Genomic DNA, 20,302 nt, shown 5'->3' with positions numbered 1-20,302 from the left:
ATGCCTCCGCCGCCGCACGCCCCCGGCGTACCGGGCATGCCTCCGCCGCCCCCGGGTGGCCACGGCGCTCCCGGCATGCCCCCGCCGCCGGCTCCCGGCGCCCCCGGTATGCCTCCCGGCGTCCCCCAGCCGATGCTCCCCGGCGCGATGCCGCCCCCGGGTGCCATGCCGTCCCCCGGTGCGATGCCGCCGACCGGGCAGCCCGTGCCCGGGCAGCATGTGCCCGGTCAGCAGCCGTCGTACGGCTATCCGCCCCAGCAGGGGCAGCCGACCGTCGGCCCCGGTTATCAGGCCGTACTGCGCTACCGCGCGCACGACGGGTCCGAGCAGCAGCTGATCCGGCGTTCGGCGCCGGGTATGCCGCACCCGGAGTGGCAGATCTTCCACGAGCTGCGTGCCATGAACGTGCCTCCGGATCAGGTCCTGGAGCTGCACACGGAGTTGGAGTCGTGCGAGCTGCCGGGTGCGTACTGCGCGCGGATGATCCGGGAGCAGTGGCCGCAGGCGCGGATCACGTCCATCGCGCCGTACGGCACGGATCACGCGAGCCGGCAGCAGGGCATGCGGCAGCTGCTCGCCCACCAGGGCGAGTTGCACCAGGTGGCCGACGGGCCTGCCCGGCCGGCGCCGATCCGTGCCCCGCTTCCCCAGGTGCAGCCGACGCCGCCGATTCCGCCGGAGGGCGTGGCGCAGGAGCTGGCGGTGGCGTTCGGGCCGGGGCTCTTCCGGTTCGAGCAGGCCGCCGTGTCCCGGCAGGGCGTGCCGCCGGTCGTGGCGCACTCGCTGGTGGTGGCGGGGCTGCCGACGGACATGGGGCCGTTCTTCTGGGCGCAGGCTCAGCCGGGGCGGCCGGTGCCGACGCTGGCGGAGCTGGCGGCCGAGCGCGGGGTGCAGCCGGCCTCGGACGCGGGCTCGTACCTCGTCATGGGCAGCGACTTCGGCAAGGCGATCTGTGTGCAGTACGGCACCGCGAACATCGTCGCCGTGCCCGTGGAGGCGGGGCCGGGCGGTGGGCCCGTGCCGCCGCAGTTCGTGAACACGGGGCTGCCCGAGTTCCAGCGGTGCCTGGCGCTGCTGGGCCGGATGTGGCGGCTCAGGTTCGGGCTGAACCAGGAGCAGGCGGGCCGGTGGACCGTCGACTTCCAGGCCCAGCTGGCTTCCCTGGACCCGGCGGCGCTGGGTTCGCCGGAGAGCTGGTGGTCGGTGCTGCTGGAGCAGATGTGGGACGGGTTGTTGTGAGGCGCTGAACGCCCGTACGTGGGGCCGGGCCGGTCGTGTGACCGAGCCCGGCCCTTTTGCGTGTGCGGGGAGTCCGTAACCTGCGCACGGAGTGTCAGGTTATGAACACTTCCGTCCGATACATCAAGATATGCGCGAAATCATTATGTCGCGTTCGTTCGGCGGAGAGGGGTTCCAGGATGAGTAGCGGATCGGTGTCGCCACGCGGTTTCGAGGCCGTACGGGGGCGCGGCTACCGTCCCGAACAGGTCGACGCGTACACCGACGCCCTCTCCCGGAACCGGGACGCCGCCTGGGAACGCGCCGCCCGGCTGACCGTGCTGGCCAGGGAGATGGAGGAGGAGCTCGTAGAGCTGCGGGAGACCGTGGAGGCTCTGGCTCCGCAGACGTACGAGGCGCTCGGGGAGGGTGCGCGGCGGCTCTTTCGGCTCGTCCAGGAGGAGGCGGAGGCCGTGCGGGAGGGCGCGCGACAGGAGGCGCAGCGCCTGGTGGAGGAGGCGCAGGAGTACGCGGAGGTGGTGCGCGAGGCCGCACAGGCGCACGCCGATGCCGTACGCGCCGAGGCTCAGGAGCGTGCCCGGCAGCGCCTGCTCGCGGCGCGCGCCGAGGCCGACGAGATCCGCATCGGCGCCCGGCGTGAGGTGAAGGAGTGCCGCGGTGAGGCACTGGCCGCGTTGCGTGAGATGCGGCAGCGCACCACCGGGATGCTCGCCGAGCAGGCCAAGGAGCACGCCGAGCGGTGGGCCGAGGCCGAACGTGAGGCGGAGGAACGGGCGGCCGCGCTGGAGGTGCGCAACACCGAGCGGCTGGCGCGGGCCGAGGCGGCGCTCGTCGAGGCGGAGCAGGCATACGTCGAGGCGGAGGCGTCGGCGCGGCAGCGGCCGGAGGAGGCGCGGGCGCGGGCCGTGGAGCTGGTGGCCGAGGCGCGGGCGCGGGCGGAGCGGATCGCCCGGGACACGGAGCGGGTGCTGCGGGAGCACGGGGAGATGTGGGACGACATGCAGGCGCAGATGGACCACGTACGCAACAGCCTGGCGGCGTTGACGGGGCGGGCGGCGCTGGAGTGAGGTGAGGCCGAAGTGGCCATCACCATCAGTTCTCCCTCCGCACCGCCCCCGCCAGGATCCACCCCTCCACCGCCTCGTACTGCCGCCGCTGCTCCTCCGACTTCCGCTTCCCGGAAGCCACAGTCCCCAGCCACCCGAGGAGGAAGCCCGCCGGGATCGACACCAGGCCCGTCGTCGTGAACGGGAACCAGTTGAAGTCGGCCTCGGGGAAGGCGGAGACCGGGGAGCCGGAGACCAGATTGGTGCCCGGCATCAGCAGCAGCACCACCAGCGAACCGCCGATCAGCGTGCACAGCAGGCCCGTTCGGGTGTAGCGGCGCCAGAAGAGGCTGTAGACCAGCGCGGGGGCGATGGCCGAGGCGCCCAGGCAGAAGGACAGGGTCACCAGGGGCTGCAGGCTGCGGTGCTGGACCAGCGTGGCCAGCGCGATCGCCGGGACGCCGACCGCGAGGGCGGAGACGCGGGCCAGCATCATCTCGCGGCGTTCCGACATCTCCTGCACGCGGGCCGCGAACACGTCGTGCGCGAGGGAGTTCGCGCAGGCGAGGATCATGCCGGCCACGGAGGCGAGCAGGGTGAGGAAGATCGCTGTGGTGACCGTCGTGAACAGCAGCGTCTCCGCCGTCGACACGTCGGCACCGAACGCCGCCCGCGACGCCAGCAGGTACGCCGTGTTGCCCTGCGGATCCGCCTGCGCGATCACCTCCCGTCCGATCAGTGCCGTGGCGCCGAACCCGACGACCGTGATGACCAGCACGAACAGCACCACCGACGACACCGCCCAGGACATCGAGCGGCGCACCTGAGGGGCGCTGGAGGCGGTGTACATGCGCATGGTGACGTGCGGCAGGCAGGCGCCGCCGAGGACCACGGCCAGCTGGGAGCTGATCATGTCGAGGCCCGGATGCGGGCCGCTCTCGAACTGCAGACCGGACCGCAGGAACGCGGACCCCACCCCGCTCCGCTCCGCCGCCGTGTCGAACAGCGCGCCCGGATCCCAGTCGAACCGGTTGAGGATCAGTACGGCGACCACGCCGCCCGACCCGAGCAGCATCACGATCTTCAGGATCTGGATGAGGGCGGTGCCCTTCATCCCTCCGATCGCCGCGTAACTGATCATCAGCACGCCCAGCCCGATGACGCAGCCCGTCTTCAGCGAGTCGCCGGAGAAGCCCAGGACGAACGCCAGCAACTGCCCCGTCCCCGCGAGCTGCACCAGCATCAGCGGCAGCAGCGCCGCGAGAGTCACCACGCACGCCGCGATGCGCACGCCCCGCCCCGGCATCCGCCGCGCCAGCGCGTCGCCCATCGTGAACCGGCCCGCGTTGCGCAGGGGTTCGGCCAGCAGGAACATCAGCAGCATCAGCGACAGCGCCGTACTGAGGGCGAGGACGACCCCGTCGTAGCCCCACAGGGCGATGACCCCGCCGGTGCCCAGCACGGTCGCGGCGGAGATGTAATCACCCGCGATCGCCAGGCCGTTGCGCATGGGGGACAGGGAGCTGTAGCCGGTGTAGAACTCGTCGAGGTCGTCGCTGTCCGGGCCGGTCATCACGCACAGCAGCAGGGTGATGGTGGCGACGGTGGTGAAGCCCACCAGGGACATCGCCTGCGCGGAATCGCTGAAGCCCGTCATCGACTCGCCGCCCCCTCCCGCTTGGCGTCCAGCTCGGCATGCTTGCGGATGCGGTCCGCGAGCGGATCGACGTAACGGCGGGCGGTGTGCTCGTACAGGGCGATCGCCAGCCAGGTGACGGGCAGTTGGAGCAGCGCGAGCAGTAGGCCGGTGGGCAGTCCGTCGGTGACCGTGCCCGTCATGAAGGACGGCGCGAACGCGGACAGCACCAGGAAGAGCGTGAAGTAGCCGAGCGCGGTGAGCGTGGCGGTGCGCCGCTGCCAGCGGTAGGCGCTGCGCAGGACCCGCAGGTCGCTGTGGTGGCCGAGGGCGGGGTGACGGCGGGGGCGTCGCTCGGCCGGTTCGGGAGCGGCGGGCGGCTGCCACGGGGAGGTGGTGTATGGCGGTGACGCGTCGTGCGGAGAGTGCCAGTTCGGAGAGTACGAGTTCGGAGAGTGCGAGTGCGGCGGGTACGAATTCGGCGGGTACGAGTTCGGAGAGTGAGAGTTCGACGGGTGCGAGTGCGGCGGATATGGGTCGTAGGACATCCCGGTGCTCCTTGCGCGGCTCGGGTCCGGGGCGAGCGGGAGCCACGCACGCTACTTCTTGGGAACGGGTATGCGCGAGGTTTTCACCAAACTGATCGGTCGGTATGCGCTTACTGCGCTGACCTCGGGTGTTACCCGCATTAACGCAGACCTTTACTTGAGGTGAATCAGCGCCACGGACCCGGGCACCTCGCTGCAGAACCGAAGTTGTAGACGTCGACGACCATGCGTGTACGACGGCCGAGGCGATAGCCGTACGGAGGCGGCGCGTCCCCGCTCCTTGCCAGGAGCGGCGTTGCGGGCGGCGTAACGCTGGCTGAGGACGATGTGTTCGGCGGCGGAGAGAGGGCCGTGGCGGCTGTCTCCGGCGGCGGAAGAGGACGACGGTTGCCCACGGCGGAGAGAGGCCTACGACGGTTGCCCGCGGCGGAGAGAGGCCTACGACGGTTGCACGTGGCGGCAGTTGGCGTCAGGTGCCCGGCGCGGGAGACGACGTAGACCGGATCGGGCGAGGCGGTGACGGGTCCGGCGATCCGGCGGCCCATGATGTCGTACGCCACCCCAGCCGGCGCCACACGCACAGCCCGCGCCGCCCACACCACCGTCACCAGCTCCCCGCACCCGCTGTCGAAGACGAACCCGCGGACCCCGGAGGGAAGTCGGGGCGCGGGCCCCGACGAAGTGCGCCGCGCCGAGCAGCGAAGTGAGCGCGGCGAAGGCGCTGTAGGCGGAAAACGGCCCGAACTCCCGGTCGAAGAGCCCGAAGTAGACGCCGTCGTCGTGCAGTGGCGGCCCCGCGAACCAGAACTGCCGGGCGTTCCCCGCGGCCAGCCCCTCCACCATGGACCGCACGACGGATCGAGGGGTAATTGGCAGATCTGTTCCACCCGCACGAGGGAAAAGCCCAGGTCAGGTGACTGTGCTGGTGGAACAGATCTGCCAATTACTGGGTGAGTGCCCGAATTGACCGACACTATGGTCTGCGTCAGCCGCCGAGTGGGCCCGAAGGGCCCGGTCGCCCCCGCTGGTGCGTCCCCCGCTCTCACCGCTGTAGCTCGAATTGCGCCGGCCAGTCAGAACCGATGCGTCAGGAATGCTGTTCTCGCTGCGCGGCCGCTTCCCGCCCTGTCAGTGCCCAAGAAGCGAGCGCCGATAACGGATCCCGGGCCGGCCATCGACGGTGATGTCCTCCATGGCGGCGAAGGCATTCCGCTCCAGGACGGCCCGGGACGCCGCGTTGTCGCGGGTCGTGACCGCGACGATGGAGGTCAGCCCGTACGCCGTACCGGCCACCCGGCACACCTCCGCGACCGCCGCCGTAGCGACGCCCTTGCCGGCCGCCCGCTCGCCGACGCGATACCCGAGCTCGGCGGAACCGCCCTCGACGTCGACCAGGTTCACGCGGCCGATGAGGCGCCCCTCCTCGTCCACCACCACATGGAAGTGGCAGACTCCGGCGTCCTGTTCGGCCAGCAGAGCCGCGTGCCTGGCGGCGAAGCCGGCGAAGTACCCGTCCCCGCGATCCGGCACCGTTCGCGCGAAGTACTCCCGGTTCTCCCGCTCAAAGGCCAGCAGTGCGTCCGCATGACCGGCCCGCAGCCGCTCCACCCTCACCATGGGCGCCAGGATATGGGCAACCGCGACTTATGTCCGTCCGGAGTATGACTCGGTGGTCTCACGGTACGACACCTCCGTGGACCCCTGAGGCGATGTCAGCCGTGGCCGTGCGGCCTACCGTCTTCGGCATGACGAACAGATCCCGCCGCTTATCATCGGCCGCCGCGGTCGCGCTCGCCCTGTCGCTGTCCCTGCCGATCGTCGGTGCGGGTGCCGTGTCCGCCGCACCCACACCCTCCGCCGCTTCGACCACCGTCGACGCCCGAGCCGGACTGCCTCGCCCCACCGGCCCGCACACCGTGGGCCGCGACACGATCCACCTCGTCGACACCGACCGTCCGGACCCTTGGGTACCGTCCGCCGGCGCGCGCCAGTTGATGGTGTCCATGTACTACCCCGCCCCGCCCGCAGCGGGTGGCCCCACCGCCCCGTACATGACCACCGAAGAGGCCCGTCTCCTGTTGCAGTTGAGGGCGCCGGACACCACCGTCCGGCCCGAGGTGATCAGCGGTGTCCGTACCTGGGCGCACACCGACGCGCGCCCGGTGCACGGCAGGTTCCCGCTCGTGGTGCTGTCGCCCGGCTTCACGTTCCCGCGCGCCACGCTCACCGGCCTCGCCGAGGACCTGGCCAGTCGTGGGTACGTCGTCGCGCTGGTCGATCACCCGTATGAGAACGCCGGTACGACCCTTCCCGACGGGCGGACTCTGCCCTGCGCCATCTGTGCCCCGCTCCCTGAGGGCGGGCCCGCGGTCGTCGCCAAGAGCCGGGTCGAGGACCTCTCCTTCGTGCTGGACCGGCTGACCGGCCGTCACCCCGCCTGGCGCCACGCCCGCATGATCGACCCGCGGCGGATCGGCATGGGCGGCCACTCCATCGGAGGCAACGCCACCGCCGCGACCATGGCCGCCGACGCTCGCGTGCGGGCCGGCGTGAACATGGACGGCACCTTCTACGCTCCCGTCTCCGACAGTGGCCTCGACGGCCGCCCCTTCCTGATGTTCGGTACGAGGGACAGGACCGTCGACGAGGACTGGGACGAGGCATGGGCTCACCTGGACGGTTGGAAGCGCTGGCTGACGGTCGCCGGGGCCGACCACGGCTCCTTCACCGACGTGCCCCTCCTCGCGGAGCTGGCAGGCATCCCCGACACCGCGCCGCTCCCCTTCGAGCGCTCGGCGGTCCTCACGCGCGCGTACGTCGCGGCTTTCTTCGATCTGCACCTGAAGGGGATCGCCCAGCCGTTGCTCGACGGCCCGTCACCCGCGAACCCCGAGGTCTCGGTCCGACTGCCCTGACCTGTCCGCGCGTCACTCCTTGAGCACCGGGAAGCGGCGAGGCGCCAGCACCAGCAGCACCACGAACGCCACCGCAGCCGCACACGCCGCTCCCAGGTACACCGCGTGCACCGCGTCCGCGATCGCCCGGCGGGTCGCCTCGGGCGCGGTGCCCGCGTCCAGCGCCCCTGTCACCGAGTCCAGGTCGCTCGCGCCGCCGAGCCGTGCGGCCAGTACGCCGTTCGCGACGGCCCCGAAGATCGCCGCCCCTGCTGTCTGGCCTGTCTGCCGGCAGAACAACACCGACGCCGTCGTCGTACCTCGCTCCGACCACTCCACCGTCGACTGCACCCCGACGAGCAGCGGGAGTTGGAAGAGGCCCAGTGCGGCGCCGAGCAGCAGCATCAGCAGGGCCGGCTGCCAGGCCTCGCCGGGGTACGGCAGGAACGGGAACGCGAACAGGATCAGCGCCGCCGTCCCGATCCCCAGCATCGCCGTGTTACGGAACCCGATCCTCCGATACACATGCTGACTGAACGCCGCCGACACCGGCCAGCTCAACGTCCATACGGAGAGTACGAATCCGGCCGCCACGGGGGCGAGCCCCAGGACCGACTGGGCGTACGTCGGCAGGAAGACCGTCGGGGCCACCATCAGCAACCCCAGCGCGCCGAGGGCGAGATTGACCGCGGCGATCGTACGGCGGCGCCACACCCACCCGGGGATGATCGGCTCGGCGGCCCGGCGTTCCACCAGCACCACGACCGCCGCCAGGGCAAGTCCCGTACCGAACAGGGCGATCGAGGGGCCCGACAGCCATGGCCACGCCACTCCACCCTGTACCAGCGCCGTGAGCAGCACGCCTCCGCACGCGAACACCGCCAGCGCGCCCGCCCAGTCGACACGCGCGCGCGTGGAGGCCTGCCCTGGTGCCGCCTCGCGCTCCGGCTCATGCAGATACCGGACGATCAGCCACAACGCCACCGCCCCGATCGGCAGGTTGACCAGGAAGATCCAGCGCCAGTCCGCGTACGCCGCCAGCACCCCGCCCACCCCGGGGCCGGCGACCGCCGACACCGCCCACACCGTGGACAGCTTGGACTGGATCTTCGGCCGGTCCTTCAGGGGGTAGAGGTCCGCGGCGAGCGTCTGGACCGTGCCCTGCAAGGCCCCGCCGCCCAGCCCCTGCACGATACGGAAGGCGATCAGCGCGCCCATGTTCCAGGCCAGCGCGCACAGCAGGGAGCCGAGCAGGAAGAGGGCCGCGCCCGCGATCAGCACCGGTTTGCGGCCGAAGGTGTCGGAGAGCTTGCCGTAGAGGGGGAGGGTGACGGTGACGGCGAGCAGATAGCCGGAGAACAGCCAGGAGAAGACGGAGAAGCCGCCGAGGTCGCCGACGATCTGCGGGATGGCCGTGGAGACGATGGTGGAGTCGATGGCGGCCAGCGCCATCGCGAGCATCAGGGCGGCTACGACGGCGCCTCGCCGGCCGGTCGCGGTGGGCTCTGCGGCTGCCCGTATGGCGGGTCTGGTATCGCCCACGCGGATTCCTTCCCCTTGCATCTATCTGCCGCCCGACAGCTTCCCACCCGAGGCGTACGTTGCGGGAGGGCCCGATCCTGATCGGCGGGCTTGACCCTCACGTCGCGTGAGGGTGGAGCCTGAGTGGGCCGGAGGGTGGAGCGGACCCCGAGATGGGCTCCACCCGGCGGTGGAGTGCCCCTAGGGGTACCTCCGTACTACGGCTCGGGGAGGGTTCGTACCGCCGGAGGACGAGACGGGACGCGGGCGGTCCTTAACCTGGCTTTACGCCGCTGGGAAGCGGTCGGGGGCGGTTCACCGCACCCACGGGGGTGGGGTTTTCCTCAGTAAAAGACTGCGCTGAACACCAGCGCGCCCGACCCCCGCCTGCGACCAGACTCTTCGGCGTAGCAGTTCAGTTCTCGCGATTCAGTTCTTCGCGACTCATCCATGGACCGACAGACGCGTCCGTCGATCCATCCGCTGACCGATATAGGAGACATACCGTGACATCGGCTGTGACCATTCCCAGGCACGGGGGCACTGGAGGGCGTACGGCCGTTGCCGCGCGGGCGCGGCAGGTCGTGAAGGCGTACGGGTCCGGGGAGACCCGCGTCGTCGCCCTCGACCACGTCGACGTGGACATCGCCCGCGGCCAGTTCACCGCGATCATGGGCCCTTCGGGGTCCGGCAAGTCCACGCTGATGCACTGCCTCGCCGGTCTCGACACGGTGACGTCCGGGCAGATCTATCTGGACGACACCGAGATCACCGGCCTGAAGGACAAGAAGCTCACCCAACTGCGCCGGGACCGGATCGGCTTCATCTTCCAGGCGTTCAACCTGCTGCCGACGCTGAACGCGATGGAGAACATCACGCTGCCCATGGACATCGCCGGCCGCAAGCCCGACAAGGCCTGGCTGGGCCGGGTCGTCGACACGGTTGGGCTCTCCGACCGGCTCAAGCACAGGCCGACCCAGCTCTCCGGAGGTCAGCAGCAGCGGGTCGCCGTGGCGCGGGCCCTGGCCGCCCGCCCGGAGATCATCTTCGGTGACGAGCCGACCGGAAACCTGGACTCGCGCGCGGGGGCCGAAGTACTGGGCTTCCTGCGGCAGTCGGTGGACGAGCTGGGCCAGACCATCGTGATAGTCACGCACGACCCGGTGGCCGCCTCGTACTCCGACCGTGTGCTGTACCTCGCCGACGGCCGGATCGTCGACGAGATGTACAAGCCGACCGCCGAGGCCGTCCTCGATCGGATGAAGGACTTCGACGCCCGGGGGCGTACGTCATGACCGTCCTGAAGACCTCGATGCGCAACTTCTTCGCGCACAAGGGACGCATGGCGCTGTCGGCCGTCGCCGTGCTGCTGTCGGTGGCGTTCGTGTGCGGCACCCTCGTGTTCACCGACACGATGAACACGACGTTCGACAAGCTGTTCTCGACGACCGCCACCGACGTCACGGTCTCCCCGAAGAACGCCAAGAGCGACGACACCCCGCAGAACGGCAAGCCCGAGTCGCTGCCGGCCGCCATGCTGGAGCAGGTGACCAAGGCGGACGGCGTCAAGTCGGCGGAGGGCGCGGTCAGTTCGATGAACGTGACCGTGGTCAACAAGGACAACGAGAACATGGGGTCCAGCAACGGCGCCCCGACATTCGTGGGCAACTGGACCAAGAACGAACTGCGTTCGATGGAGATCACCTCCGGCCACGCCCCGCGCGGACCGACCGAGCTGATGGTCGACGCCGACACCGCCGACAAGCACGACCTGAAGCTGGGCGACGAACTGCGCACCATCTCCGTCGCCGGTGACTTCCGGGCGAAGATCGTCGGCATCGCCACCTTCAAGGTGACCAACCCCGGTGCCGCCGTCGTCTACCTCGACACGGCCACCGCGCAGCGCGAACTGCTCGGCGCCACCGACCGGTACACACAGATCTACGTCAACGCCGCGTCCGGTGTCACCGACGCGCAGCTCAAGCAGAACGTCAGCCAGGCCCTGGACGGCACGTACAAGGTCCAGACGGCCAAGGAGAACGCCGACGAGAACCGCAAAGGCATCGACGAGTTCATGGGCGTGATCAAGTACGCCATGCTCGGCTTCGCCGGCATCGCGTTCCTGGTCGGCATCTTCCTGATCATCAACACCTTCTCGATGCTCGTCGCCCAGCGCACCCGGGAGATCGGCCTGATGCGGGCGATCGGCTCGTCCCGCAAGCAGGTCAACCGCTCGGTGCTGGTGGAGGCGCTGCTGCTCGGCTTCGTCGGCTCCATCCTCGGCGTCGGCGCGGGCGTCGGCATCGCCGTCGGCCTGATGAAGCTCATGTCGATGGCGGGCATGAACCTCTCCACCGACGACCTCACGGTGAAGGTGACGACCCCGGTGGCCGGCCTAGTGCTCGGTGTCCTGGTCACCGTCCTCGCCGCCTACCTGCCGGCCCGCCGCGCCGGCAAGGTCTCCCCGATGGCCGCGCTGCGCGACGCCGGTACGCCCGCCGATGGCAGGGCGGGCCTGGTACGCGGTGTGATCGGGCTCGTGCTGACGGCCGCGGGCGCCTTCGCCCTCTACACGGCGGCCACGGCCGACAAGGCGAGCGACGGCGCGCTGATGCTCGGCGGGGGAATCGTCCTGTCCCTGATCGGCTTCGTCGTCATCGGCCCGCTGCTGGCCGGCGGGGTCGTGCGGGTGATCAGCGCGGTGCTGCTGCGGGCCTTCGGACCCGTCGGCCGCATGGCCGAGCGCAACGCCCTGCGCAACCCGCGCCGCACCGGCGCCACGGGCGCGGCCCTGATGATCGGCCTGGCCCTGGTGGCCTGCCTGTCGGTGGTCGGCTCCTCGATGGTCGCCTCGGCCACCAGCGAGCTGGACAAGTCGGTCGGCGCGGACTTCATCGTCCAGGGCAACCAGCGGATCTTCCCGCAGGCCGAGAAGGCCATGGAGCAGACACCGGGCCTGGCCCACGTCACCAGTTACAAGGAGATCGAGGCCACGCTGACCTCGCCCGACGGCAAGAAGGACGACTCCGGCATCACCGCCGCCGACCCGACGTACGCCCAGGACCTGCGCCGTGCGACCACGGCGGGAACTCTCACGGCCGCCTATGGCAAGGACGCCATGTCGGTCGGCTCGGACTACGCCAAGGCGCACGGCGTGCGCGTCGGCGACAGCATCACCGTCGCCTTCAAGGGCGGCGAGACGGCCAAGCTGAAGGTCGCCGCCATCACGGACGACGACAGCGCCCTCGACCAGGGCGCCCGCTACACCAGCATCGAGACGATGCGGAAGTACGTCCCGGCCGACCAGATCCCGCCGAACACGATCATGTTCGCGCAGGCCAAGGAGGGTCAGCAGGAGCAGGCGTACGCGGCGCTGAAGAAGTCGCTGCACGACTACCCGCAGTACCAGGTCCGCGACCAGACCGACTACAAGCAGGAACTGAAGGATCAGATAGGCCAGCTCCTGAACATGGTCTACGGCCTGCTGGCCCTGGCGATCATCGTGGCGGTCCTGGGCGTGGTGAACACCCTGGCCCTGTCGGTGGTCGAGCGGACGCGGGAGATCGGCCTGATGCGGGCGATCGGCCTCTCGCGGCGCCAGCTGCGGCGGATGATCCGCATGGAGTCGGTGGTCATCGCCCTCTTCGGCGCGCTGCTGGGCCTGGGCCTGGGCATGAGCTGGGGCGCCACGGCCCACAAGCTCCTCGCCCTGGAGGGCCTGAACGTCCTGGACATCCCCTGGCCGACGATCACCGGCGTCTTCATCGGCTCGGCGTTCGTGGGCCTGTTCGCGGCACTGATCCCGGCGTTCAGGGCGGGCCGGATGAACGTACTGAACGCGATCGCGACCGAGTAGCCACCACAGAGACGGGGGAAGCCCGGCGCCGAGAAGTCACGGGGGACTTCTCGGCGCCGGGTTCGTCGTGTTTGTCGAGGGCCACTTTTTGCGTTATCCACAGCCCCCGCCACCCGCCCGCACAGCGTCGTACGCTGGAGACCCCCCGGCCGAGACCCGCGTCGGGCGTTTCGCGTTGCCCACCCCTGGACGAAAGCCGCCCCGAATGAGCCTGCACGGTCTGCTCGACGCCGTAGTCAAGGACACCGCCCTCGCGGAAGCGATCACCGCGGCCGCAGACGGCAACCGCATGCACGTCGACCTGGTCGGCCCCCCGGCGGCCCGCCCCTTCGCGGTCGCCGCCCTCGCCCGCGAGGCCGGCCGCCCCGTCCTGGCGGTGACGGCGACGGGACGCGAGGCCGAGGACCTGGCCGCGGCCCTGCGCTCCCTGCTCCCCTCGGAGGGGGTCGTGGAGTACCCGTCCTGGGAGACCCTCCCGCACGAGCGCCTGAGCCCCCGCAGCGACACCGTCGGCCGCCGTCTCGCCGTCCTGCGCCGGCTGGCTCACCCTCGTCCCGACGACCCCGAGACCGGCCCGGTCTCCGTGGTCGTGGCGCCCGTACGATCCGTGCTCCAGCCGCAGGTCAAGGGTCTCGGTGACCTGGAGCCGGTGGCCCTGCGCACGGGCCAGACCGCGGACCTGAACGAGGTGGTGGACGCCCTCGCGGCGGCGGCGTACGCGCGCGTGGAGCTCGTGGAGAAGCGCGGCGAGTTCGCGGTGCGCGGCGGCATCCTCGACGTCTTCCCGCCCACCGAGGAACACCCCCTGCGCATTGAGTTCTGGGGCGACGACGTAGAGGAGATCCGCTACTTCAAGGTCGCCGACCAGCGCTCCCTGGAAGTCGCCGAGCACGGCCTGTGGGCCCCGCCCTGCCGTGAGCTGCTGCTCACCGACGACGTCCGCGCACGCGCGCGTGCCCTCGCCGAGCAGCACCCGGAGCTCGGCGAACTGCTCGGCAAGATCGCCGAGGGCATCGCCGTGGAGGGCATGGAGTCCCTGGCACCGGTGCTGGTCGACGACATGGAACTGCTGCTCGACGTGCTGCCGAAGGGCGCCATGGCCGTCGTATGCGATCCGGAGCGGGTCCGCACGCGTGCGGCGGATCTCGTGGCCACCAGTCAGGAGTTCCTGCAGGCATCCTGGGCGGCCACCGCCGGTGGCGGCGAAGCACCCATCGACGTCGGCGCGGCCTCCCTGTGGTCCATCGCGGACGTCCGGGACCGGGCGCGCGAGCTGGACATGATGTGGTGGTCGGTGTCGCCGTTCGCGGCAGACCTCGAATTGGACGCACTCGACGCCGACACCCTGAAGCTGGGGATGCACGCCCCGGAGACCTACCGCGGCGACACCGCCCGGGCCCTCGCCGACACCAAGGGCTGGCTCGCCGACGGCTGGCGCGCGGTCTACGTGACCGAGGCGCACGGCCCGGCGGCCCGTACCGTCGAGGTGCTCGGCGGCGAGGGCATCGCCGCCCGCCTGGACGCGGACCTCGCGTCGCTGAGCCCCTCCGTCGTACACGTGGCGTGCGGCTCGATCGACTACGGCTTCGTGGACCCGCACCTGAGGCTGGCCGTCCTGACGGAAACCGACCTCTCCGGCCAGAAGGCGGCCGGCAAGGACGGCGCCCGGATGCCCGCCCGCCGCCGCAAGACCATCGACCCGCTGAGCCTGGAGGCGGGCGACTACATCGTCCACGAGCAGCACGGCGTGGGCCGCTACATCGAGATGGTGCAGCGCACCGTGCAGGGCGCCACCCGCGAATACCTGGTCGTGGAGTACGCACCCGCCAAGCGCGGCCAGCCCGGCGACCGGCTGTACATCCCCACCGACCAGCTGGAGCAGATCACCAAGTACGTCGGCGGCGAGGCCCCCACTCTGCACCGCCTGGGCGGCGCCGACTGGACGAAGACCAAGGCGCGCGCGAAGAAGGCCGTCAAGGAGATCGCGGCGGACCTGATCAGGCTGTACAGCGCGCGGATGGCGGCCCCGGGGCACACCTTCGGCGCCGACACCCCCTGGCAGCGCGAGCTGGAGGACGCCTTCCCGTACGCGGAGACGCCCGACCAGCTCACCACGATCGCCGAGGTCAAGGAGGACATGGAGAAGTCGATCCCCATGGACCGCCTGGTCTGCGGCGACGTCGGCTACGGCAAGACGGAGATCGCCGTCCGCGCCGCCTTCAAGGCCGTACAGGACGGCAAACAGGTGGCGGTGCTGGTGCCGACCACCCTGCTGGTGCAGCAGCACTTCGGGACGTTCTCCGAGCGCTACTCGCAGTTCCCGGTCAATGTGCGGGCGCTGTCGCGCTTCCAGACCGACACGGAGGCGAAGGCGGTCCTGGAGGGGCTCAGGGAGGGCTCGGTGGACGTCGTCATCGGCACCCACCGGCTGTTCTCCTCGGAGACCAAGTTCAAGGACCTGGGCCTGGTCATCGTCGACGAGGAGCAGCGCTTCGGCGTCGAGCACAAGGAGCAGCTGAAGAAGCTGCGCGCGAACGTGGACGTGCTGACCATGTCCGCGACCCCGATCCCCAGGACCCTGGAGATGGCGGTCACCGGCATCCGCGAGATGTCCACGATCACCACGCCGCCGGAGGAGCGCCACCCGGTGCTCACCTTCGTCGGCCCGTACGAGGAGAAGCAGATCGGCGCGGCCATCCGCCGGGAGCTGCTGCGCGAGGGCCAGGTCTTCTACATCCACAACCGGGTGGAGTCGATCGACCGGGCCGCGGCGAGGCTGCGGGAGATCGTCCCGGAGGCGCGGATCGCCATCGCCCACGGCCAGATGTCGGAGCAGGCTCTGGAGCAGGTCGTCGTCGACTTCTGGGAGAAGAAGTTCGACGTCCTCGTCTCCACGACGATCGTCGAGTCCGGCATCGACATCTCCAACGCGAACACCCTGATCGTGGAGCGCGGCGACAACTTCGGCCTCTCGCAGCTGCACCAGCTGCGCGGCCGGGTGGGCCGAGGCCGCGAGCGCGGCTACGCCTACTTCCTCTATCCGCCGGAGAAGCCCCTGACCGAGACCGCCCACGAGCGCCTGGCGACCATCGCCCAGCACACGGAGATGGGCGCGGGCATGTACGTGGCGATGAAGGACCTGGAGATCCGCGGCGCGGGCAATCTGCTCGGCGGCGAGCAGTCCGGCCACATCGCGGGCGTCGGCTTCGACCTGTACGTCCGCATGGTCGGCGAGGCGGTCGCGGACTACCGCGCCTCCCTGGAGGGCGGCGTGGAGGAGGAGCCGCCGCTGGAGGTCAAGATCGAGCTCCCGGTCGACGCGCACGTCCCGCACGACTACGCGCCGGGCGAGCGGTTGCGCCTCCAGGCGTACCGGGCGATCGCCTCGGTGAACTCCGAGGAGGACATCAAGTCCGTACGCGAGGAACTCGTCGACCGCTACGGCAAGCTGCCCGAGCCGGTGGAGAACCTGCTGTTGGTGGCGGGCCTGCGCATGCTCGCGCGCGCGTGCGGGGTCGGCGAGATCGTCCTGCAGGGCAACAACATCCGCTTCGCGCCCGTGGAACTGCGGGAGTCCCAGGAACTGCGGGTCAAGCGGCTGTACCCGGGGACCGTCATCAAGCCGGCGGTGCACCAGGTGCTCGTGCCCCGCCCGAAGACCGCGAAGGTGGGCGGCAAGCCGCTGGTCGGGCGGGAGCTGCTCGGCTGGGTCGGCGAGTTCCTGACGTCGATCCTGGGGTCGTAGAAGGCTGACGGGGGAACAGGCCACCGGTCGCATGCGTGCGCCGGTGGCCTCGCACAGGGCACGTCCTGCCCGACGGGCGGCCCCATGATCTTCGCGAGTCTCCGCTCTTACGGCTGTTCGGGCCTGTCGCGATCCATGCCGAGTGAGCCTTCGATTCTCTGCTGCGCGTCGTCGACCTGCCTCTCGTACTTGTTGCCCGTCTTCTCGTTGGCTTTCCGTTCCGCGGCGTCGGACATGTCCTTGGCCTTGCTGCCCTTCGCGTGGCTCTTGAATCTGTCGAAGATGCCCATCCAGAGCTCCTTCCGGAGGTGACTCGAATCGACGATACGCCCGAGTTGCGAGGGATGCCCATTTAAGGGCCGCTATGGTCTGGACCTCTTGGCCGCTACCGTGAGACCAGGAAAAACCGCCGTGCGGGGCGGGGACCTGGGAGGCAAGGGGAGGGGCGCATGATGATGCGGCTGCGGGGCGGGGCGGCGGCTGCCGTCAGGACCGGGCTGGCAGTGTGCGCCGCCATGGCCCTTGTCGCCGGGTGCGAAGGCCTCGAAGGAGAAGGGGGTTCCTCGACAGGCGGCGGTGCGGCGGCTCCGGCCCAGGACACACGCGCCGTCAGCCCGCTGAAGAACCCCGACGGGACGAAGCCCGGCCTCGCACCCCTGACGAGCGCGACGGACGAGGGCGCGGCCCGCAAGCTGATCGAGTCGCTGCGGACGAAGGGGCGCGGACCCAAAACGGGCTACGACCGGGACGAGTTCGGGTACGCCTGGATGGACACGGCCGACGGTGTCCCGCTGGCACGCAACGGCTGCGACACCCGCAACGACCTCCTCAAGCGCGACGGTCAGAGCCTGCGCTTCCGGTCCGGTTCCGACTGCGTGGTCGTCGCGATGACGCTGGACGACCCCTACACCGGCACGACCATCGAGTGGCGCAAACAACAGGCCACCGAAGTGCAGATCGACCACGTGGTGCCGCTGTCCTACAGCTGGCAGATGGGTGCCTCGCGCTGGTCGGAGGACAAGCGTGAGCAACTGGCCAACGACCCGCTCAACCTGATCCCGGCCGAGGGACGGGCCAACTCGTCCAAGGGAGACTCCGGCCCCGCCTCCTGGCTCCCGCCCAACAAGCGGATCCGGTGCGCCTACGCGGTCCGCTTCACCCAGGTCGCCCTCAAGTACGAACTGTCGGTGACCGCGCCCGACCGGCAGATGATGCTGAGGCAGTGCGGGGGGTGAGTCGGCGGCAACCCGCCAACGTTGCCTGAGCGCACGCGTCCCGAGAAGCGCGAGGCCGTGGTCGAAATGGCCACCACTTGGCCGGAGTTCGTGCTGGAGGACCCGATCGGCGCCTTCCACTACGGCCGGATCGCCACCGAACTCCCGCAGCACGTGATGCGTGTACGACGTGTACGACGGCCTGACGGACGGCACGGTCACGCCCGACCGAGACGGCACGAACACGCCCGACCGAGGCGAAGTGATCAGCATGACAACGGTTCGGTACAACCCAGGACCGCTTGTCCGTGTCGGCCTATACGCTCAGAGCGACGTCCGCCTCAGACACCAGGAGCTGTCATGCATGGCCACGGCTACACGCAGCCGGTGAAGCAGCCGCCCCCCACGGCGTGGCTGGTCTTCCTGCGTGTGCTGTTCGTGGCGATCTCGATCTTCAGCATCGGCCTCCTGGCCTGGACGATGCTGCTTCGCCTGGCGATCGTCACGCGGAAGTCGCTCGACTGGGGCCTGCTCGTGGCCGCACTCGTGGCCGACTTCCTCGCGCTCGTGCTGGTCGGCACCGAGTCCGGCGACGAGGTCCACACCGTGGGCGGCTGGACGGGCATGGCACTGCTCCTCGGCACGCTGGTGGCCTCGATCGCGTACTACCTCGCGGCAGACATACGCCACTTCCACCAGCTCCGCTACGGCGGATACGCACCGCAGCCCGGGCCCACGCCCGGGTACGGCTTCCCGCAGCCCGCGTCGCCGTCGCCGTACACCGCGACGACCGTGCCGCAAACCCCGCAAACCCCGCAAAAGCCGCAGCCGCCCCAGCCGCCCCTGCCCACCACCCCGCCGCCGCCCCAGCGCCCCGCCCCCGCCCGCATCGACCAGGTGCGCGCCGAACTCGACGAGCTCAGTGACTACCTGCGCAGGCAGGACGGCAACCACGAGGGCGGAAGGTGACCGTGGCGGCAGGACGTGTCGTCGCCGGCCGCTATGCGCTGTCCACGCTCATCGGGCAGGGCGGCATGGGCCAGGTCTGGACGGCCTACGACCAGCGGCTCGACCGGCGTGTGGCGGTGAAGCTGCTGCGCCCCGACAAGGTGGCCGGCCAGGAGGCGGACGAGCTGCGCCGCCGGTTCGTGCGCGAGTGCAGGGTGACCGCGCAGGTCGACCACCCCGGGCTGGTCACCGTGCACGACGCGGGTAGCGCGGGCGAGGAGCTGTTCCTCGTCATGCAGTACGTCGACGGCGCAGACCTCTCCGACCACCTCGCCGAGCACGACCCGTACCCGTGGCAGTGGGCGGTCGCGGTCGCCGCGCAACTGTGCGCCGTACTGAGCGCCGTGCACGCCGTGCCGATCGTGCACCGGGACCTCAAGCCGCGCAACGTGATGGTGAAGCAGGACGGCACGGTCACCGTCCTCGACCTCGGTGTCGCGTCGGTCATGGACACGGACACCACCCGCCTCACCCACACCGGTTCGCCGATCGGCTCGCCCGCCTACATGGCGCCCGAGCAGGCGATGGGCGGCGCGGTCGGCCCGTACACCGACCTGTACGCACTCGGCGTACTGCTGCACGAACTCCTCAGCGGTGACGTGCCCTTCGCGGGCTCTACGGCGCTCGGCGTGCTGCACCGGCATCTGTACGAGCCGCCGGTGCCCGTGCGCCGCATCCGTCCCGAAGTCCCGGAGCCCCTCGAAGCGCTCGTCCTGCGCCTGCTCGCCAAGGACCCGCAGCACCGCCCCGGCTCCGCGCAGGACGTGTACGAGGAGCTGGCGCCGCTGCTGCCCGCGCGCGGGATGCCCACCGGGGCGCCCCTCGACCCCACACGACCCTTCCTGCGCCCGCACGCCCCCTGGCCGGACCGCGCGCGCACGCCCGCGCCTCAGCCGGCCTCGATCACCCCGGTCGCTGAAAAACCGGATGTCGCCGGCGCCGTCGACGAGGTCAAGCGTCTGCTCGGGGAGGGCCGCATCACCCAGGCCGTCGACATCCTCGGCGCGATCCTGCCCACCGCCGCCGAACAGCACGGCGAGCACTCCCCGGTCGTCCGCACCCTGCGCAAGCAGTACGCGGCCACGCTCATGGACGACGGCCAGTACCGGCGCGCGCTGCCCGAACTGCGCCGCCTCGCCGACGAACGCGCCACCGAGGCCGGCCAGGCCGACCCGCAGGCACTGCGCTTCCGCTACGAGGCGGCCCAGTGCCTGGAGCAGCTCGGTGAACCGGCGGCGGCACTCGCGGAGTACCGCGCGCTGCTGCCGTACTACGAGAACCAGTACGTGTCCGGCGACCCGGCCCTCGCCCACGACGTCCGCCGCCGCATCGGCCTCCTCCTGCTCGCCCTGGGCGACCGCGCCGCCGCCCACGACACGCTGGCCCGCCTGCTGCACGACGCGGAACGACTGCACGGCCCCGGCCATCCGCTCGCGGGGGAGGTGCGGCGGACCTTGCAGTGGCTGGGGCAGATGCGGGGCTAGAACCGGCCGGATGCGCCATAGACGGCCGTGCGGGTGGGCGGCGGTGCCCGAAGTCCTGGCGAATCGTTGGTCGAATGGGTTGGCCAGAGCTTGGTCACTGCCTACCATCGA

Annotated in this window: 14 protein-coding genes; 9 read left to right on the top strand and 5 right to left on the bottom strand. The window is 70.6% G+C overall.

The annotated features are described in order from the left end of the window. Both CLM62_RS33190 and CLM62_RS33185 read left to right on the top strand, forming a co-directional pair. The coding region (locus CLM62_RS33190) for an SUKH-4 family immunity protein (protein WP_257004224.1) at window positions 1-1,239 on the top strand (1,239 nt) is incomplete at its 5' end. Between the two features lie 179 nt (window positions 1,240-1,418). Continuing rightward, window positions 1,419-2,306 (top strand): cellulose-binding protein, encoded by an 888-nt coding sequence (locus tag CLM62_RS33185; protein ID WP_095753588.1) that lies wholly within the window; start codon window positions 1,419-1,421, stop codon window positions 2,304-2,306. A 25-nt stretch (window positions 2,307-2,331) separates the two neighbouring features. On the opposite strand, the gene CLM62_RS33180 is transcribed toward CLM62_RS33185, so the two are convergent. The 3 genes from CLM62_RS33180 to CLM62_RS33170 all read right to left on the bottom strand — a co-directional run bounded on the left by CLM62_RS33180 (window position 2,332) and on the right by CLM62_RS33170 (window position 6,086). Further along, window positions 2,332-3,942, bottom strand: coding sequence for a cation acetate symporter (locus CLM62_RS33180; RefSeq protein WP_095753587.1), 1,611 nt, complete (start codon window positions 3,940-3,942; stop codon window positions 2,332-2,334). Continuing rightward, window positions 3,939-4,469, bottom strand: coding sequence for a DUF485 domain-containing protein (locus tag CLM62_RS33175; RefSeq protein WP_095753586.1), 531 nt, complete (start codon window positions 4,467-4,469; stop codon window positions 3,939-3,941). Before CLM62_RS33175 ends, CLM62_RS33180 begins: the two co-directional genes overlap by 4 nt. Window positions 4,470-5,597: 1,128 nt before the next feature. After that, the gene (locus CLM62_RS33170) at window positions 5,598-6,086 is read right to left on the bottom strand and encodes a GNAT family N-acetyltransferase (RefSeq protein WP_095753585.1); all 489 of its coding nucleotides are present in this window, start codon (window positions 6,084-6,086) and stop codon (window positions 5,598-5,600) included. A gap of 128 nt (window positions 6,087-6,214) precedes the next feature. Here CLM62_RS33170 and CLM62_RS33165 point away from each other — a divergent pair, with 128 nt between their 5' ends. Next, entirely contained in the window at window positions 6,215-7,384 is a 1,170-nt protein-coding gene (locus CLM62_RS33165) for an alpha/beta hydrolase (RefSeq protein WP_095753600.1), read from the top strand. Window positions 7,385-7,396: 12 nt separating this feature from the next. Here the strand turns inward: CLM62_RS33165 and CLM62_RS33160 are convergent, their stop codons facing one another. Continuing rightward, on the bottom strand, window positions 7,397-8,905 hold the full coding sequence (locus CLM62_RS33160; protein WP_095753584.1) for an MFS transporter: 1,509 nt from the start codon (window positions 8,903-8,905) through the stop codon (window positions 7,397-7,399). A gap of 485 nt (window positions 8,906-9,390) precedes the next feature. Here CLM62_RS33160 and CLM62_RS33155 point away from each other — a divergent pair, with 485 nt between their 5' ends. The 3 genes from CLM62_RS33155 (at window position 9,391) to mfd (ending at window position 16,485) form a co-directional block, all read left to right on the top strand. Next, window positions 9,391-10,179, top strand: a complete 789-nt coding sequence (locus tag CLM62_RS33155; RefSeq protein WP_095753583.1) for an ABC transporter ATP-binding protein — start codon at window positions 9,391-9,393, stop codon at window positions 10,177-10,179. Then, window positions 10,176-12,740: an ABC transporter permease gene (locus CLM62_RS33150; protein ID WP_095753582.1), complete on the top strand. Its 2,565-nt coding sequence runs from the start codon at window positions 10,176-10,178 to the stop codon at window positions 12,738-12,740. Before CLM62_RS33155 ends, CLM62_RS33150 begins: the two co-directional genes overlap by 4 nt. A gap of 205 nt (window positions 12,741-12,945) precedes the next feature. After that, entirely contained in the window at window positions 12,946-16,485 is a 3,540-nt protein-coding gene (gene mfd / locus CLM62_RS33145; RefSeq protein ID WP_095753581.1) for a transcription-repair coupling factor, read from the top strand. Between the two features lie 107 nt (window positions 16,486-16,592). On the opposite strand, the gene CLM62_RS33140 is transcribed toward mfd, so the two are convergent. Then, on the bottom strand, window positions 16,593-16,775 hold the full coding sequence (locus tag CLM62_RS33140) for an Rv0909 family putative TA system antitoxin (RefSeq protein WP_095753580.1): 183 nt from the start codon (window positions 16,773-16,775) through the stop codon (window positions 16,593-16,595). A 159-nt stretch (window positions 16,776-16,934) separates the two neighbouring features. On the opposite strand from CLM62_RS33140, the gene CLM62_RS33135 reads away from it, so the two are divergent. The 3 genes from CLM62_RS33135 to CLM62_RS33125 all read left to right on the top strand — a co-directional run bounded on the left by CLM62_RS33135 (window position 16,935) and on the right by CLM62_RS33125 (window position 20,191). After that, entirely contained in the window at window positions 16,935-17,720 is a 786-nt protein-coding gene (locus CLM62_RS33135; protein WP_179382327.1) for an HNH endonuclease family protein, read from the top strand. A 339-nt stretch (window positions 17,721-18,059) separates the two neighbouring features. Continuing rightward, on the top strand, window positions 18,060-18,668 hold the full coding sequence (locus CLM62_RS33130; RefSeq protein WP_095753579.1) for a hypothetical protein: 609 nt from the start codon (window positions 18,060-18,062) through the stop codon (window positions 18,666-18,668). Window positions 18,669-18,706: 38 nt separating this feature from the next. Further along, complete coding sequence (locus CLM62_RS33125) at window positions 18,707-20,191, top strand: serine/threonine-protein kinase (RefSeq protein WP_306457952.1); 1,485 nt, start codon at window positions 18,707-18,709, stop codon at window positions 20,189-20,191. Window positions 20,192-20,302: the final 111 nt, after the last annotated feature.

Origin of the sequence: Streptomyces sp. SA15 (genome assembly GCF_002291145.1) — a bacterium.
In the GTDB taxonomy this organism is placed as follows: Bacteria; Actinomycetota; Actinomycetes; order Streptomycetales; family Streptomycetaceae; genus Streptomyces.
The sequence above is the reverse complement of the archived record's forward strand: the minus strand, read 5'-3'. Positions and strand labels throughout refer to the sequence as shown.

Excerpts from the sequence above, each read along its gene's own strand:
- CLM62_RS33185 (WP_095753588.1), top strand. The coding sequence starts at position 1,419 with ATGAGTAGCGGATCGGTGTCGCCACGCGGTTTCGAGGCCGTACGGGGG.
- CLM62_RS33180 (WP_095753587.1), bottom strand. The coding sequence starts at position 3,942 with ATGACGGGCTTCAGCGATTCCGCGCAGGCGATGTCCCTGGTGGGCTTC.
- CLM62_RS33175 (WP_095753586.1), bottom strand. The coding sequence starts at position 4,469 with ATGTCCTACGACCCATATCCGCCGCACTCGCACCCGTCGAACTCTCAC.
- CLM62_RS33170 (WP_095753585.1), bottom strand. The coding sequence starts at position 6,086 with ATGGTGAGGGTGGAGCGGCTGCGGGCCGGTCATGCGGACGCACTGCTG.
- CLM62_RS33165 (WP_095753600.1), top strand. The coding sequence starts at position 6,215 with ATGACGAACAGATCCCGCCGCTTATCATCGGCCGCCGCGGTCGCGCTC.
- CLM62_RS33150 (WP_095753582.1), top strand. The coding sequence starts at position 10,176 with ATGACCGTCCTGAAGACCTCGATGCGCAACTTCTTCGCGCACAAGGGA.
- mfd (WP_095753581.1), top strand. The coding sequence starts at position 12,946 with ATGAGCCTGCACGGTCTGCTCGACGCCGTAGTCAAGGACACCGCCCTC.
- CLM62_RS33140 (WP_095753580.1), bottom strand. The coding sequence starts at position 16,775 with ATGGGCATCTTCGACAGATTCAAGAGCCACGCGAAGGGCAGCAAGGCC.
- CLM62_RS33135 (WP_179382327.1), top strand. The coding sequence starts at position 16,935 with ATGATGATGCGGCTGCGGGGCGGGGCGGCGGCTGCCGTCAGGACCGGG.
- CLM62_RS33130 (WP_095753579.1), top strand. The coding sequence starts at position 18,060 with ATGCATGGCCACGGCTACACGCAGCCGGTGAAGCAGCCGCCCCCCACG.